Source organism: Tessaracoccus flavus (assembly GCF_001997295.1).
In the GTDB taxonomy this organism is placed as follows: Bacteria; Actinomycetota; Actinomycetes; order Propionibacteriales; family Propionibacteriaceae; genus Arachnia; species Arachnia flava.
Window position 1 is genome coordinate 2,116,687 of sequence record NZ_CP019605.1, and the last position, 13,141, is coordinate 2,129,827.

14 protein-coding genes are annotated in these 13,141 nt (G+C 67.8%); 9 read left to right on the forward strand and 5 right to left on the reverse strand.

What is annotated here, in order from left to right; all coding sequences use genetic code 11:
* Positions 1-80 precede the first annotated feature (80 nt).
* On the forward strand, positions 81-1,136 hold the full coding sequence (locus tag RPIT_RS09780) for a M23 family metallopeptidase (protein WP_162274532.1): 1,056 nt from the start codon (positions 81-83) through the stop codon (positions 1,134-1,136).
* Between the two features lie 117 nt (positions 1,137-1,253).
* On the opposite strand, the gene pcrA is transcribed toward RPIT_RS09780, so the two are convergent.
* A complete protein-coding gene (gene pcrA / locus RPIT_RS09785) occupies positions 1,254-3,671 on the reverse strand; it encodes a DNA helicase PcrA (RefSeq protein ID WP_077342747.1) in 2,418 nt (805 codons plus the stop codon).
* A 48-nt stretch (positions 3,672-3,719) separates the two neighbouring features.
* Between pcrA and RPIT_RS09790 the strand changes: the two genes are divergently transcribed.
* Positions 3,720-4,949, forward strand: a complete 1,230-nt coding sequence (locus tag RPIT_RS09790) for a phospholipase D-like domain-containing protein (RefSeq protein WP_077342749.1) — start codon at positions 3,720-3,722, stop codon at positions 4,947-4,949.
* Positions 4,950-5,034: 85 nt separating this feature from the next.
* On the opposite strand, the gene RPIT_RS09795 is transcribed toward RPIT_RS09790, so the two are convergent.
* Positions 5,035-5,385, reverse strand: a complete 351-nt coding sequence (locus RPIT_RS09795; protein WP_077342751.1) for a hypothetical protein — start codon at positions 5,383-5,385, stop codon at positions 5,035-5,037.
* A gap of 106 nt (positions 5,386-5,491) precedes the next feature.
* Between RPIT_RS09795 and RPIT_RS09800 the strand changes: the two genes are divergently transcribed.
* Complete coding sequence (locus RPIT_RS09800; protein ID WP_077342753.1) at positions 5,492-5,755, forward strand: GlsB/YeaQ/YmgE family stress response membrane protein; 264 nt, start codon at positions 5,492-5,494, stop codon at positions 5,753-5,755.
* A 78-nt stretch (positions 5,756-5,833) separates the two neighbouring features.
* Here RPIT_RS09800 and RPIT_RS09805 read toward each other — a convergent pair whose 3' ends face one another.
* Together RPIT_RS09805 and RPIT_RS09810 are read right to left on the reverse strand one after the other, a co-directional pair.
* Positions 5,834-6,499 (reverse strand): response regulator, encoded by a 666-nt coding sequence (locus RPIT_RS09805; RefSeq protein WP_077342755.1) that lies wholly within the window; start codon positions 6,497-6,499, stop codon positions 5,834-5,836.
* Positions 6,500-6,502: 3 nt separating this feature from the next.
* On the reverse strand, positions 6,503-7,756 hold the full coding sequence (locus RPIT_RS09810) for an ATP-binding protein (RefSeq protein ID WP_077342757.1): 1,254 nt from the start codon (positions 7,754-7,756) through the stop codon (positions 6,503-6,505).
* Between the two features lie 134 nt (positions 7,757-7,890).
* Here RPIT_RS09810 and RPIT_RS09815 point away from each other — a divergent pair, with 134 nt between their 5' ends.
* The 3 genes from RPIT_RS09815 to RPIT_RS09825 are packed head-to-tail and all read left to right on the forward strand — an operon-like array spanning position 7,891 to position 9,472.
* Positions 7,891-9,009 (forward strand): PspC domain-containing protein, encoded by a 1,119-nt coding sequence (locus RPIT_RS09815; protein ID WP_077342759.1) that lies wholly within the window; start codon positions 7,891-7,893, stop codon positions 9,007-9,009.
* Positions 9,006-9,188 (forward strand): hypothetical protein, encoded by a 183-nt coding sequence (locus tag RPIT_RS09820; protein WP_077342761.1) that lies wholly within the window; start codon positions 9,006-9,008, stop codon positions 9,186-9,188. Before RPIT_RS09815 ends, RPIT_RS09820 begins: the two co-directional genes overlap by 4 nt.
* A gap of 11 nt (positions 9,189-9,199) precedes the next feature.
* A complete protein-coding gene (locus tag RPIT_RS09825; RefSeq protein WP_077342763.1) occupies positions 9,200-9,472 on the forward strand; it encodes a PspC domain-containing protein in 273 nt (90 codons plus the stop codon).
* Between the two features lie 57 nt (positions 9,473-9,529).
* On the opposite strand, the gene guaA is transcribed toward RPIT_RS09825, so the two are convergent.
* Positions 9,530-11,083, reverse strand: coding sequence for a glutamine-hydrolyzing GMP synthase (gene guaA, locus RPIT_RS09830; RefSeq protein WP_077342765.1), 1,554 nt, complete (start codon positions 11,081-11,083; stop codon positions 9,530-9,532).
* Between the two features lie 160 nt (positions 11,084-11,243).
* On the opposite strand from guaA, the gene cysK reads away from it, so the two are divergent.
* From cysK to RPIT_RS09845, 3 genes are all read left to right on the forward strand, one after another.
* Positions 11,244-12,173: a cysteine synthase A gene (cysK, locus tag RPIT_RS09835; protein WP_077342767.1), complete on the forward strand. Its 930-nt coding sequence runs from the start codon at positions 11,244-11,246 to the stop codon at positions 12,171-12,173.
* A gap of 79 nt (positions 12,174-12,252) precedes the next feature.
* On the forward strand, positions 12,253-12,651 hold the full coding sequence (locus RPIT_RS09840) for an NAD-dependent epimerase/dehydratase family protein (protein WP_077342769.1): 399 nt from the start codon (positions 12,253-12,255) through the stop codon (positions 12,649-12,651).
* Complete coding sequence (locus RPIT_RS09845; RefSeq protein WP_162274533.1) at positions 12,648-13,028, forward strand: globin; 381 nt, start codon at positions 12,648-12,650, stop codon at positions 13,026-13,028. Before RPIT_RS09840 ends, RPIT_RS09845 begins: the two co-directional genes overlap by 4 nt.
* Positions 13,029-13,141: the final 113 nt, after the last annotated feature.

A 13,141-nucleotide genomic window follows, 5' to 3' on the forward strand; every position in this document is an offset into this window, starting at 1 on the left:
CCCAATTTTGAGAGCTTCCTGAGAACTGTTAAGGTTTCGGAGGAAGCCCAGCAGGGAGCCGATCAATTCTGAGGATGCAGGTGAACCAATCCCCCAACGCACGACGCGCGGCAGTTGCCGATGAGGTCGTCGACATTGAGGCTTCCAACTCCCCCCAACGCGGATCGCGCTCGCTCGCAGCGAGCCGCCGCCTTGTCGCCGCGACCGTGGCAGGAGCCCTGTCGGCCACCGCGCTGTTCGCCTTCGCATTCAACTCGCGCAGCACCGACATGGACGCCTCGTCGGAGTCCCTGAACGCCGAGATCGCTGTGCCCGCCGCCGCCGCCTCCGCCGCCGAACTGGGCTTCGCGGACCGGTCCCAGGAAGTCAGCCGCAGCGCCGTTCGCTCCAACCTCACCGAAGCCGTCGCCGACGAGAACGCCAAGGAGCGCACCGCAGCGCTCGGTGCGTCGGCCGAGACCGCGGCTGCTGAAGAGTGGAAGTCGAGCACCGCGGTTCGCGACCAGCTCATGGATGAAGACATGAAGCTCGTGGCCGCCCAGAGCGAGAAGCTTCGCAAGGAAGCCGAAGAGGCCGCCCGTCTACTCGCCGAGGCGAAGAAGGCCGCTGAGGAGGCGGCAGCCGCAAAGGCCGCCGCCGCCAAGGCATCCGCCTCCGGCTCCGGCTCCAGCAAATCAGCTGACGTGGCCGTCTCCGCCCAGGATGTGGAGAACCTCACCACCAAGGGCGGCTCGATGCCCGTCAAGGAGAACTACCGCATGGGGGCCGGCTTCGGCGCCCGCGGCAGCTGGTCCCGGTACCACACCGGTCAGGACTTCCCCGCCCCCACCGGCACCCCGATCTACGCGGCCGCCTCGGGCGTCGTGCTCAGCTCGTCGGCCGGCGGCTGGGCCGGCGTCAACGTCGTCATCCAGCACAACAACGGCGGCTCGACTCTCTACGCCCACATGTCACGCAAGAACGTCAGCCCCGGCGCCACCGTCAAGGCCGGGCAACTGATCGGGTACGTGGGCAACACGGGACGCTCCTTCGGGTCCCACCTCCACTTCGAGTACTACGAGCCCGGCGTCACCCCCGGCGACGTGTACAACGCCTCCAACCCGATGTCGTTCCTGCGGTCGCTGGGCGTGCGCTGACCGCTCCCGCCCTGAGCAATCGCCTACCCTCCACCCTGGGAAAACGTGCCGCCGCTGCCAGATAGCGCGCGGCACCTCATTTTCTCAGGGTGAACGTCGTTGACCAGGGCCCCAGGCTCAGAGCTTTTCCATCGGCGCGTGCTTGAGGCTCAACCTCTTCGCGCCCGCCGAACCGAAGTCGACGTCGGCCATGGTCTTATCCCCTGCGCCGCTCAGCGCCAGCACCGTCCCCATGCCGAACGAACCGTGGAGCACGCGGTCGCCCACCGCCAGAACGGGCACCGACTTGGGAGCGCCGGAGCCGGCACCGAAGCTCTGGATGGACGCCGACGTCTGCCGGTTCCTCGTTGCAGCCGAGCTCGCCCACGTTGTGGTCGCGGCCGCGGTACGGCGCCAGTCGAGGACGTGCGCCGGCACCTCTTGGAGGAACCGTGACGGCGGATTGTAGGCCGGCGAGCCGAACGTCACCCGCACCTGCGATCGGCTCAGGTAGAGGCGTTTGCGGGCGCGGGTGATGCCGACGTAGGCCAGCCGCCGCTCCTCCTCCAACTCGTTCGGGTCGGTGAGCGCTCGCATGTGGGGGAACATCCCCTCCTCAAGGCCAGTGAGGAAGACAGTGTCGAACTCCAGACCCTTCGCGGTGTGCAGCGTCATCAACGTGACCACACCCTTCCCCTCGTCGTGGTCGGGCAACTGGTCAGAGTCGGCCACGAGCGCGATGCGCTCCAGGAAGGCGGCTAGCGAATCGTCCGGCTCCGGCATTCCGGCCGCCAGACCGGCCATCGCGGCGTCGTCGTCCAGGTCCACCGTGTTGGCCGCGGCCACGAACTCCGAGGCCACCGAGACCAGTTCGATGAGGTTCTCGACCCGGGTGATGTCCTGCGGGTCGGGCGATGCTTCCAGCGTGGAAAGATAGGTCGACTCCTTGAGGATCGACATCAGCACCTCGTCGGCGGGCTTGCCCTGGGCCGCCATCACACGGTGCATCGTGATGAGGTCCACGAAGCCCTGGATGAGCCTGACCGATCGTGACGCCAGCCCCGGTGCGTCCGCAGCGCGCTGCAGCGCGTCGAAGAAGCTGATCCGCTCCTGGGCAGCGAGGGTGGCGATGGCCGCCTCGGCCCGGTCGCCGATCCCCCGTTTGGGCACGTTGAGGATCCGCCGCACCGACACGTCGTCCGCCGGGTTGACGATGGCCCTGAGGTACGCGATGGCGTCGCGCACCTCACGGCGCTCGTAGAACCGGACGCCGCCCACGACCTTGTACGGCATGCCCACCCGGATGAACACCTCTTCAAAGGCCCGCGACTGCGCGTTGGTGCGATAGAAGACAGCGGTGTCGCCGTACTGGCTCTCGCCGGCGTCGCTCAGCCGGTCGATCTCGGTCGCCACGAACTGGGCCTCGTCCTGTTCCGTGTCCGCCACCCAGCCGACGATCAGGTCACCCTCGCCGAGTTCGGACCAGAGATGCTTCTCCCGCCGGCCCTCGTTGCGGGAGATCACCGAGTTCGCGGCCGTCAACACGTTCTGCGTGGAGCGGTAGTTCTGATCCAGGACGATCGTCCGCGCCCCGGGGAAGTCGCTCTCGAAGTCCAGGATGTTGCGGATCGTGGCGCCTCGGAAGGCGTAGATCGACTGGTCGGAGTCGCCAACCACCATGAGCTCGGCGGGCTCGACCACCGGTGAGCCGGGGACCACGCCGGTGGTCACGTCCGCGCACAGTTCCCGCACGAGCGCGTACTGGGCATGGTTGGTGTCCTGGTACTCGTCCACCAGCACGTGGCGGAAGCGCCGACGATACTTCTCGCGGACGTCCGGGAACGCCTGGAAGAGATGGACCGTCGTCATGATGAGGTCATCGAAGTCGAGGGCGTTGGCCGCCCCCAGCCGCCTCTGGTACTCGGCGTACGCCTCTGCGTAGACCTTCCGTGGGGGCGAGTCGGCTTCTGCGAGCGCCCGCTCGAAGTCCACGAGCTCGTTCTTGAAGTTGCTCACCTTGTTCATCACCGCGCGCACCGGGTAGCGCTTGGGGTCGATCTCGAGCTCGCGGCACACCAACGACATCAGGCGCTTCGAGTCCGCGTCGTCGTAGATCGAAAACGTCTTCGCCATCCCGAACCGGTCGATGTCGGAGCGCAGGATGCGGACGCAGGCGGAATGGAAGGTGGAGACCCACATGAGCTTGGCCCGGTTACCCACGAGTTCGACGACGCGCTGGCGCATCTCCGCGGCTGCCTTGTTCGTGAAAGTGATCGCGAGGATCGACCCGGGGTGGACGTCGCGTTGCGAGACCAGGTGCGCGATGCGCCGCGTCAGCACCCGCGTCTTGCCCGACCCGGCCCCCGCCACGACCAGCACCGGGGACCCGGCGTGGACGACAGCTTCGCGCTGCGGAGGGTTCAGCCCCTCCAGCAGCTCGTCCTCGGAGACCCGTTTCCCCGAGCCCTGGGCGACGGGGCGCTCCCCCGCCTCCTGACGCGGGGTGCGCTCCGGCGCAAACGCGGAGAACAGGTCGGGAAACAGGGAGTCGCTCATGTCGGTGCCCAAGCCTACCCGCCCGCGGCGGCTGGGTAAGCTGGCCCCATGCGCCACATGAGCAGCGCGCGCCGGGTCATCGGCCGCGTGACAACCACCGTGCTGCTTCTCCAAATCGTGGCGATGCTGGCTCTGACCCTGGTCGAGTCGATGCGCAAGAAGAAGCGCAAGCTGCGCAAATTCCCCATCACCGAACCCTCGCCGATCGACGTCGGCCCAGACGAGGTCAGCGTCTACACCTACGGCGAGCACCTCTACGAGGACATGGTGAAGGCCATCGACTGTGCGGAGGAGTACGTCTTCTTCGAGACCTACATCTGGAAGGGCGACGAGGTCGGCCAGCAGTTCCGCTCCGCGCTGATCCGGGCCGCGAACCGCGGGGTGCGCGTCTACGCCATCTGGGACGAGTTCGCCAACCTGGTCGTTCCACGTAGCTTCTACAAGGAGATCCCCGACAACGTCCGGGTGATGCCGCACCCCGCCATCCCGATCCCGTGGTCGCCGAGGAGCTGGGGCCGTGATCACAGGAAGCTGCTCACCGTCGACGGCAAGGTCGGGTTCATCGGCGGGTACAACATCGGCCACCTCTACGCCCGCGGCTGGCGCGACACCCACGCCCGCGTCGTGGGGCCGGGGGTGGCGGAGCTCGACAACGCCTACATCGACTTCTGGAACCTGCACGCAGGCCGGTCGCGCGAGCGGATCGACCACAACCCACCGCGATCCTGGGAGCCCGGTGTCAGGGTGCATCGCAACACGCCGCGCATCCAAGTCTACCCGATCCGCAACATGTATCTGGAAGCCATCGATCGGGCCACGAGCCACATCTGGCTCACGCACGCCTATCTCATCCCCGACGACGACCTCGTCGCCTCGCTCAGGGACGCGGCCAGCAGAGGCGTGGACGTGCGGATCATCGTGCCGGAGCGGTCGAACCACGTCGTGGCCGACTGGCTCTCGCGGGGCTACTACACCGAGCTGCTGCGCTCCGGAATCCGCCTGTTCCTCTATCAGGGGGCCATGGTGCACTCGAAGACGGCCACCATCGACGGGCACTGGTCGACGATCGGCACCGCCAACCTCGATCGCCTCAGCCTGTGGGGCAATTACGAGATCAATCTCGAGGTCACCGACACCGACGTTGCGGCCCACATGGAGCGCGTCTTCGCGACCGACCAAGCGAACACGTATGAGCTGACGGAGGAGCGCTGGCAGCAGAGATCCCCCGTCGCGAAGGCGACCGAGCTGTTTCTCAGCCCGTGGCGCCCGCTGTTCTAGGCCGCGAGCGACGCCGAAACCCCGGCGACACGCCGATCGTCGCTGATCCGTCGGCGACGGATCCGGGGTCGCGCCTGGGCCGACCTCACATGAAGACGGCGATGGCGGCGTTCAGCGCGGTGAGCCCCGCGATGGCCCAGAACTGCCCCGCCGGCACGTTGTCCTTCTTACGGTTGACCAGGACAAAGACGAACACACCGACGAGCACGAGGAACTTGATCCCGATCTTGAGATGGTTGGGGTCCCCGTCGCGGAAGGACCCCATCTCCCACACACCGACCAGCAGCAGGCCGGTGACGAGCATAGTGAGCGCACCGTGGAACATGGCGGGATTGATGATCCGCCGCGGCCCCTTTGCCTGAACAAAGGCTCCCCCGAAGAGGGCGGCGAAACCGATGAAGTGGAACAGCAGGGCGAGGTTGAACAGGAACTCCATGAGGCCCAAGGCTATCGCCTCCCGCACCACCCCCTGATCGCCCCCTCAGGGGCTTCTCAGGGCGAGTTCGGTTTACACGATCAAAGTTGTCGGGCATTCTGGATGCATGGGAACAATCATTGCTTACATCGTCATCGGCCTCCTCGGAGGCGCCATCGCTAAGGCCATCATGCCCGGCCGTCAGGGCGGCGGATGGGTCGCCACCATCCTCCTCGGCATCGTCGGCGCTCTCCTCGGCGGATTCCTCGGCGGGCTGCTCTTCAACGTGAGCTACGACGAGATCTTCTCCGTCTCGGGCCTCATCTTCTCCGTCCTCGGTGCCCTCCTGGTGCTCGTCATCTACGGCTTCGTCACCAAGAACCGCGCCTGACCAACACACTGCAAAGGCGGTGCCAGCTCACGCTGGCACCGCCTTTTCTTATGCCCGGATCGTCCGAGCCCAGCAGCCTCAGATGAGGTGGCGGTCGGTGGCCCACTTCGTCAACTGGTGCCGGTTCGAGAGCTGTAGCTTGCGCAGCACACTCGAGACGTGAGTCTCGACCGTCTTGATGGAGATGAACAACTCGCGGGCCACCTCCTTGTAGGCGTAGCCGCGGGCGATGAGCTTCAACACCTCACGTTCGCGGGCGCTCAGCTTGTCGAGCTCCTCGTCGATCCCCGAGACGTCGATTGCCCCGCTGAAGGCATCGAGCACAAACCCCGCGAGACGCGGCGAGAACACAGCGTCCCCCCCGGCGACGCGAGCCATCCCTTCAAGGAGCTCGTCGCTGCTGATCGACTTCGTCACGTACCCGCGCGCCCCGGCGCGGATAACCCCGATGACGTCCTGCGCAGCATCTGAGACCGACAGCGCCAGGAACTTGACGTTCGGCTTGATGGCCAGCGTCTGCTTGATGACCTCGGCCCCGCCGCCGCCTGGCAGATGCACGTCCAGAAGCACGACGTCGGGGTCGGTCCGTGTGATCGCGTCGACGGCGGAGGCGACATCGTCAGCCTCGGCGGTGACGTGCACGTGCTGCCCGATCTCATGCCGGACGCCCGCGCGGAACATGGCATGGTCGTCGACGATGACGACCTTGAGGTCCGACAGCCGTTTGGGGGCCTCATCATTCATGGACTAGATCTCCAACCTCACCTCGGTGCCGGTGCCCGCCTCAGACCGGATGACTGCTGTGCCACCCTGCCGCTCGAGGCGCGCCTTGATCGATTCTCTCACGCCCATGCGCCCCTCCGGCACCCTGGCCGGATCGAAGCCGACGCCGCGGTCGCGGACGAACGCCTCGATTCCGGTCCCCAGCACCTCCGCGTAGACGTCCACCCTGGGCGACTGCGAGTGTTTCGCGGCGTTGATGACAGCTTCCCGAACCGCCTGGACGAGCGCCTGCACCCGGTCGTCCACCTGGGCGTCGCCGACACACACGACCTCGACGTTGATCGGGAAGTTGGATTCGACGTCGCTCGCAATCGCGGCGAGCGCCGCCCGGAGGGACTCGTCGCGGGGGGTCTCGCCGTAGAGCCAGGTCCGCAGCTCCCTCTCCTGCTTCCTCGCCAATGCGGAGACGGTGGCCGCATCGCCCGCTTGGCGCTGAATGAGTGCGAGCGTCTGCAGCACCGAGTCGTGCAGATGCGCCGCCATGTCCGAGCGCGCCTCGGCGCGTAACCGCTCCGCCTCCGCCCTACGGATGCGGCCTCGCTGCTGGTACAGCCACGGCGCGGCCACGACGACGAGTCCCGCCAGGAGGAGGGCACTGGCGCCCAGGATTCCCGGGAGCTGGGCCAGGCCCACCCTGGTGGCCAGGATCCAGGTGACCCCCGCCAGGACGAGGAGCAAGCCGCCCATCAGACGCAGAACGCTCATGGCTCCGCCGCCGCGCGTAAACCGTCCCCAGGGGCCGACGGCGACCTGGTCCGCGGCGTGGGGCACGCGCTCGTCCACCTGCAGCCAGATGACGATGACGCCCGCTCCACCGAGGACCGCTGGCCAGAAGAGGTTCGAGGGGACTGCACCGGCCACGACGAACGCCCACAGGATGCCCACGGCGATCATCCCTCCCGACACGAGGATCCCTGTGTCGGCCCGTTGCGTCGCCGTCGAGCTTGCGGGGCGCATGCCGCGGCGCGCTGCAGCGTCGAGACCGGCCGCGCTCTCGACGGTGTTGGCGCGAGGCATGAACACCCAGAGCGCGAGGTAGGCGACGACCCCCATGCCGGACAGGAAGGACAGCAGCACGAAGCCGAAGCGCACCACCCGCACGCTCAGGTCCAGATGCTCGGACAGCCCGACCGCCACGCCCGCGATCATCCGCCCCTCGACCCTGCGGCCCAGGGGCGCGCGGGGGGGCGCGCGAAGCAGGTCACGCTGGTCGGTCATGCCTCCAGCGTGTCACTCGGCGCGGCCTCACGCCAGCGTCAGCAGCCCCTTCCAGGGTGGCGTCCGACCGATCTCAGGTCACCGTCAGGGTGTTCCCTATCCCGCGCACGGCTGAGACGGGCAAGACTGGAGCCATGGCACGCAACGACCTCGATCTGGCCTGGCTCGACCCGAGCCTGGGCGCTCTGCAGCGCCGCCAGCCGGGGGTCTTCACTGGGCTCGCCCAGGCCATCGCCGATCGGCTGGGCGTAGATCCGGTCCTGGTGCGAGTCGCCTTCGTCGTCCTGGCCCTCTGCGGAGGGCTGGGCGTCGCCCTGTACGGCTGGGGATCAGCGCTGACCGCCGGCCCCGACACCCGTCGACCGATCGACGCCTACCTGCCCAGCTTCCGCGGCTGGCCCTCGCCCTGGGCGAAGGCCGTCGTGGTGACGACGACGCTGGCCGTGATGGCCCTCACCGGCGCGATCACCCCGCTCCCGTGGCTGAGCGGTGTCGCCCTCCTGGGCGCGTTCGTCATCATCCGGCGAACCCAGACCGACACGCAACAGCCCTCGCTGACCGGCCACGACGCTCGCGAGATCCAGAACACACCTCGTGACGACCACGAACTCATCGCGTCCTGGCGTGCCTCCATGGCCGCGGCAGCAGGTGACGCCCGGCCACTTCCTACGGTGGAGCTCTACGGCGCTCCCCCGCTTCCGGAACCGCGCGTCAGCTCCACCGTCGCCCCTCCGCGGACGAGCTGGGGGGCGGGGATTGCGACCGTCATCGTGATGGTGGCGGTTGCGCCCGCGGCGTACCTGATATTCGGGCTCAGTCCGCTGGAAACGCTCGCCGCGTCGTCGGCCAGTGCCGGTGTGGTCGTGGCCGGGGTCGGGATGCTCACCCGCAGACGGGTGCCACGCAGCGTGCTGTCGCTCGTCGTCGTGCTGGCGATCAGCTCGGCGTTGATGGCCGTGCAGACCGCAGCCCCTGTTCCCGCAGCGGCCGACGGCGTGTTGAACATCCGCGTGGTTGGCGAACGCTCAGAGCTCGTTCTCACCGCCGACGACCTCGAGGGCATCACGACCATCGACCTGGACGCCGTCGGCTCCGACGTGACGGTCCGCCTGCCCGGCACGATCGAGAACCTCACGGTCGACCGTGGGTTCGGCGTCGTCACCCACTCATCCGGCGCCCCCGACGACGCGCTCGAGGTGGCGGTCGTGGTGGACCTCATCGCCGCTCGCGTCCACTTCGAGGAGGTCTCATGAGACGTCACGATGTGGCCGCCATCGCAGTCGGGCTGGCAGCCGTCGGCTTCGCGCTTGTGCTGCTCCTGGTCGATCGACTCAGCCCGTCCGCGGTCCAGCCCGCTCTCGCGATCGCCCTGGCCGTCGCCGGTGCCGTCGCCCTGCTCTTCTCGTTCATCCGCCACTCACCACCCCAGTAAAGGAATCCATCATGAAGCTCACCCGTTCCAATGACGGCATGATCGGCGGCGTCGCCGCTGGTCTCGCCAAGGCTTTCAACATCGACGCCACCATCGTGCGGCTCGCGTTCGTCCTCGTCACCGTTCTCGGCGGCAGCGGCGTGCTCATCTACGTCGCGCTCTGGGTGATCCTGCCCCGCGAAGACACCGGAGGCACCATCGCCGAAGAGCAGTTCCGCAAGGCGCGCTCGTGGTACGACGGACGTCGCGGCGGCCCGGGTGGGTCCAACGACTACACCATCTGAGCTACCGAACCGCCCGCGAACGACGGAGCCGCCGAGATCGCTCGGCGGCTCCGTGGTCTACTCCCACTCGATGGTGGCTGGGGGCTTGCTGGTGATGTCGAGCACCACCCGGTTGACATCGGGGCACTCGTTGGTGATGCGGCTCGAGATCCTCTCCAGCAAGTCGTGCGGGAGGCGCGCCCAGTCCGCCGTCATGGCGTCGTCGGAGACCACCGGCCGCAGCACAATCGGGTGGCCGTACGTGCGTCCGTCGCCCTGGACGCCCACCGATCTGACGTCGGCCAACAGCACGACGGGGAACTGCCAGATGTCCCTCTCCATCTTTGCCTCGGCGACCTCATGACGGGCGATCGCGTCAGCCTGGCGCAGGATCTCGAGCCTCTCCTGCGTCACCTCACCGATGATGCGGATCCCCAGCCCAGGTCCGGGGAACGGGTGGCGCCAGACCATCGCCTCGGGCAGCCCGAGTTCCTCCCCCACGGCACGCACCTCGTCCTTGAACATGTGGCGGAGCGGCTCGATGAGGGTGAATTGCAGGTCGTCCGGCAGGCCTCCCACATTGTGGTGGCTCTTGATGTTGGCCGTCCCCTCGCCGCCGCCCGACTCCACCACGTCGGGGTAGAGGGTGCCTTGGACGAGGAAGTCGATTCCACGTTCGCCGGCGAGTTCGCGGGCCTGCGCTTCGAACGTCCTGATGAACTCGCGCCCGATGATCTTGCGCTTCTCCTCGGGATCGGTGACCCCCTTGAGCGCCGCCAGGAACCGCTCGCGCTCGTCCGCCACGACGAGCTCGACCCCCGTCGCCGCGACGAAGTCGTTCTTGACCTGCTCAGCCTCGCCCTCGCGCAGCAGGCCGTGGTCGACGAACACGCAGGTTAGCTGGGCCCCGATGGCCCTCTGCACCAGCGCCGCGGCCACGGCCGAGTCGACACCTCCGGAGAGTGCGCACAGCACACGACGATCACCGACCGTCATGCGAACCGCGTCGATGGCTTCGGTGACCATGTGTTCCGCAGTCCAGTCGGGCGTCAGCGAGGCGATGTTGAAGAGGAAGTGCTCGAGCACCTGCTGGCCCCACTGCGAGTGCAGCACCTCAGGGTGCCACTGGAGACCCGCCAGCCTGCGGCTGACGTCCTCGAAGGCCGCGACTGGGGCCCCTGCGGTGCGGGCGAGCACCGTGAAACCCTTCGGAGCCCGGCTCACCGAGTCCCCGTGGCTCATCCAGACGTTGAGTGTGTTGGGCAGGCTCTGCAGCAGGCAGCCGCCCTGGGTGATGGACAGCGATGTGCGGCCGTACTCACGCTGCCCGGTCTTGGCCACGGTGCCGCCGAGCGCCTGAGCCATCGCCTGGAACCCGTAACAGATCCCCAGGACGGGCACGCCCGCCTCGAACAGCTGGGGGTCGACGGTGGGCGCGCCGGGGTCGTACACGGAGGCCGGGCCGCCGGACAGGATGATCGCGGAGGGCTGCCGCGCGAGGATCTCCTCGACGCCGGCCTTCGAGCTGATGATCTCGGAGTAGACGTTGGCTTCCCGGACCCGACGGGCGATGAGTTGGGCGTACTGGGCGCCGTAATCGACGACGAGGACGAGATCGTGCTGGGCAGTCATGCGCGCGAGTCTATTGCGCCATCCCTGCGCAGCCCGAATCCGACCGCCCGTGACTGATCAAAGCCGCGGTGGGCACTTGGGATCACCCCGGCCCCAACCATGTGCAGACCAATATCGACGGATCGGGAATATCTGGCCTGATCGGGTGGTTGCCCCGAGCATGAACATCTTTCCTGATATCACGGCCACAGTCGGCCGCACCCCGCTGGTCAAGCTCAACCGCATCGCGGGCGATAACGCCACAGTCCTAGCCAAGCTCGAGTCCTTCAACCCGGCCGCCTCCGTCAAGGACCGCATCGGTGTCGCGATCATCGACGCAGCCGTCGCCTCTGGGGAACTGCAGCCCGGGGGAACCATCGTCGAGGGAACGTCGGGCAACACGGGGATCGCGCTGGCGATGGTGGGGGCCGCCCGCGGCTACAAGGTGGTCCTGACCATGCCGGAGACCATGTCGGTGGAGCGCCGCGCACTGCTGCGCGCGTACGGGGCCGAGTTGGTGCTCACCCCAGGGCCCGCGGGCATGCGTGGTGCCGTGGAGAAGGCCGAGGAGATCGCCGCTGAGCGTGGCGGCATTCTGGCCCGCCAGTTCGCGAACCAGGCCAACGTCGACATCCATCGCTCGACCACCGCCGAGGAGATCTGGCAGGACACCGACGGCACCGTCGACATCTTCGTTGCAGGCATCGGCACCGGCGGCACCATCTCGGGTGTCGGCCAGGTCCTCAAGGAGCGCAAGCCGGAGGTCCAGATCGTCGCGGTCGAGCCGCAGGAATCCGCGATCCTGTCCGGGAACGCCCCCGGTCCCCACAAGATCCAGGGCATCGGCGCGAACTTCATCCCCGAGATCCTCGACCGCGGCGTCATCGACGAGGTGCTGCCCCGGAACATCGATCAGTCCGTCGACTTCGCTCGCCGGTCCGCCACCGAGGAGGGCGTCCTCGTCGGGCTCTCCTCCGGAGCCGCGCTCTCGGCTGCGATCGAGGTGGCCAACCGCCCGGAAAACGCGGGCAAGACCATCGTGGTGCTGCTCGCGAGCTTCGGCGAGCGCTACCTCTCCACGGTCCTTTTCGAGGGCCTCGCGGACCAGTGACCCCCACCGATGGCGCCCGGAGCTCGGCCGGGCGCCATCGGCATGCCTGGCCCTCCTACTTCCGAAGTAGGCTGCACTCATGCGCATCGTCATCACCGGAGCCAGCGGCAAAGCCGGCCAGGCCACGCTCCGCCACTTCGCCGAGTTGCCCCACTACGACGTCCTCGGCACCGATCTGGCACCCCGACCTGCCTGGTACGCGGGAGACTTCCTCCGCGCCGACCTCGCCGAGTACGGCGAAGCGGTGGACGTCCTCAGTGGCGCGGACGCCGTCGTCCACCACGCGAACAATCCCCGCCGGCGGGATCTACACCGACTCCTTGATGTGCCGACCCGAGAGGCCCTCGCCGTGACCCACCCCGGGATCACGGTGCCGGACCACGTCTCGGAGTTCGGCACGCTGCTGTCCAACTCGGCCGCGAAGGACGCGCTGGGGTTTGCCCCGCAGCACTCCTGGCGCCACGAGGTGCACGGGTGACGCAACAGCCGTTCTACGACCGGGTCGGAGGCGCCGCCACGTTTGAGAGGCTCGTGGCGAGGTTCTACGAGGGCGTCGCGTCCGACCCTCCGCTGCGCGCGCTCTACCCGGAGGACGACCTTGGCCCGGCCGCAGACCGGCTGCGGATGTTTCTTGAGCAGTACTGGGGCGGGCCCAAGACCTATCAGGAGCAGCGCGGTCATCCGCGGCTGCGCATGCGGCACTTCGACTACGCCGTGACTCCTGCGCAGCGCGACCGCTGGGTGCACCACATGCTGGTTGCGGTGGAAAGCCTGGGCCTGGATCCTGCTGACGCCGAGACGATGCGCGAGTACCTCGTCCGCGCAGCGGATTTCCTGGTCAACGCCGACGACTGACAGGCGGCGCACCAGCCTCCTATCGCCGTCGACGACGCCAACGGGCGACACGGAACGCCAACCGAACGCGGACAACGCCAACCGCTCTCCGATCACGCCCGTGAGACTCAGCA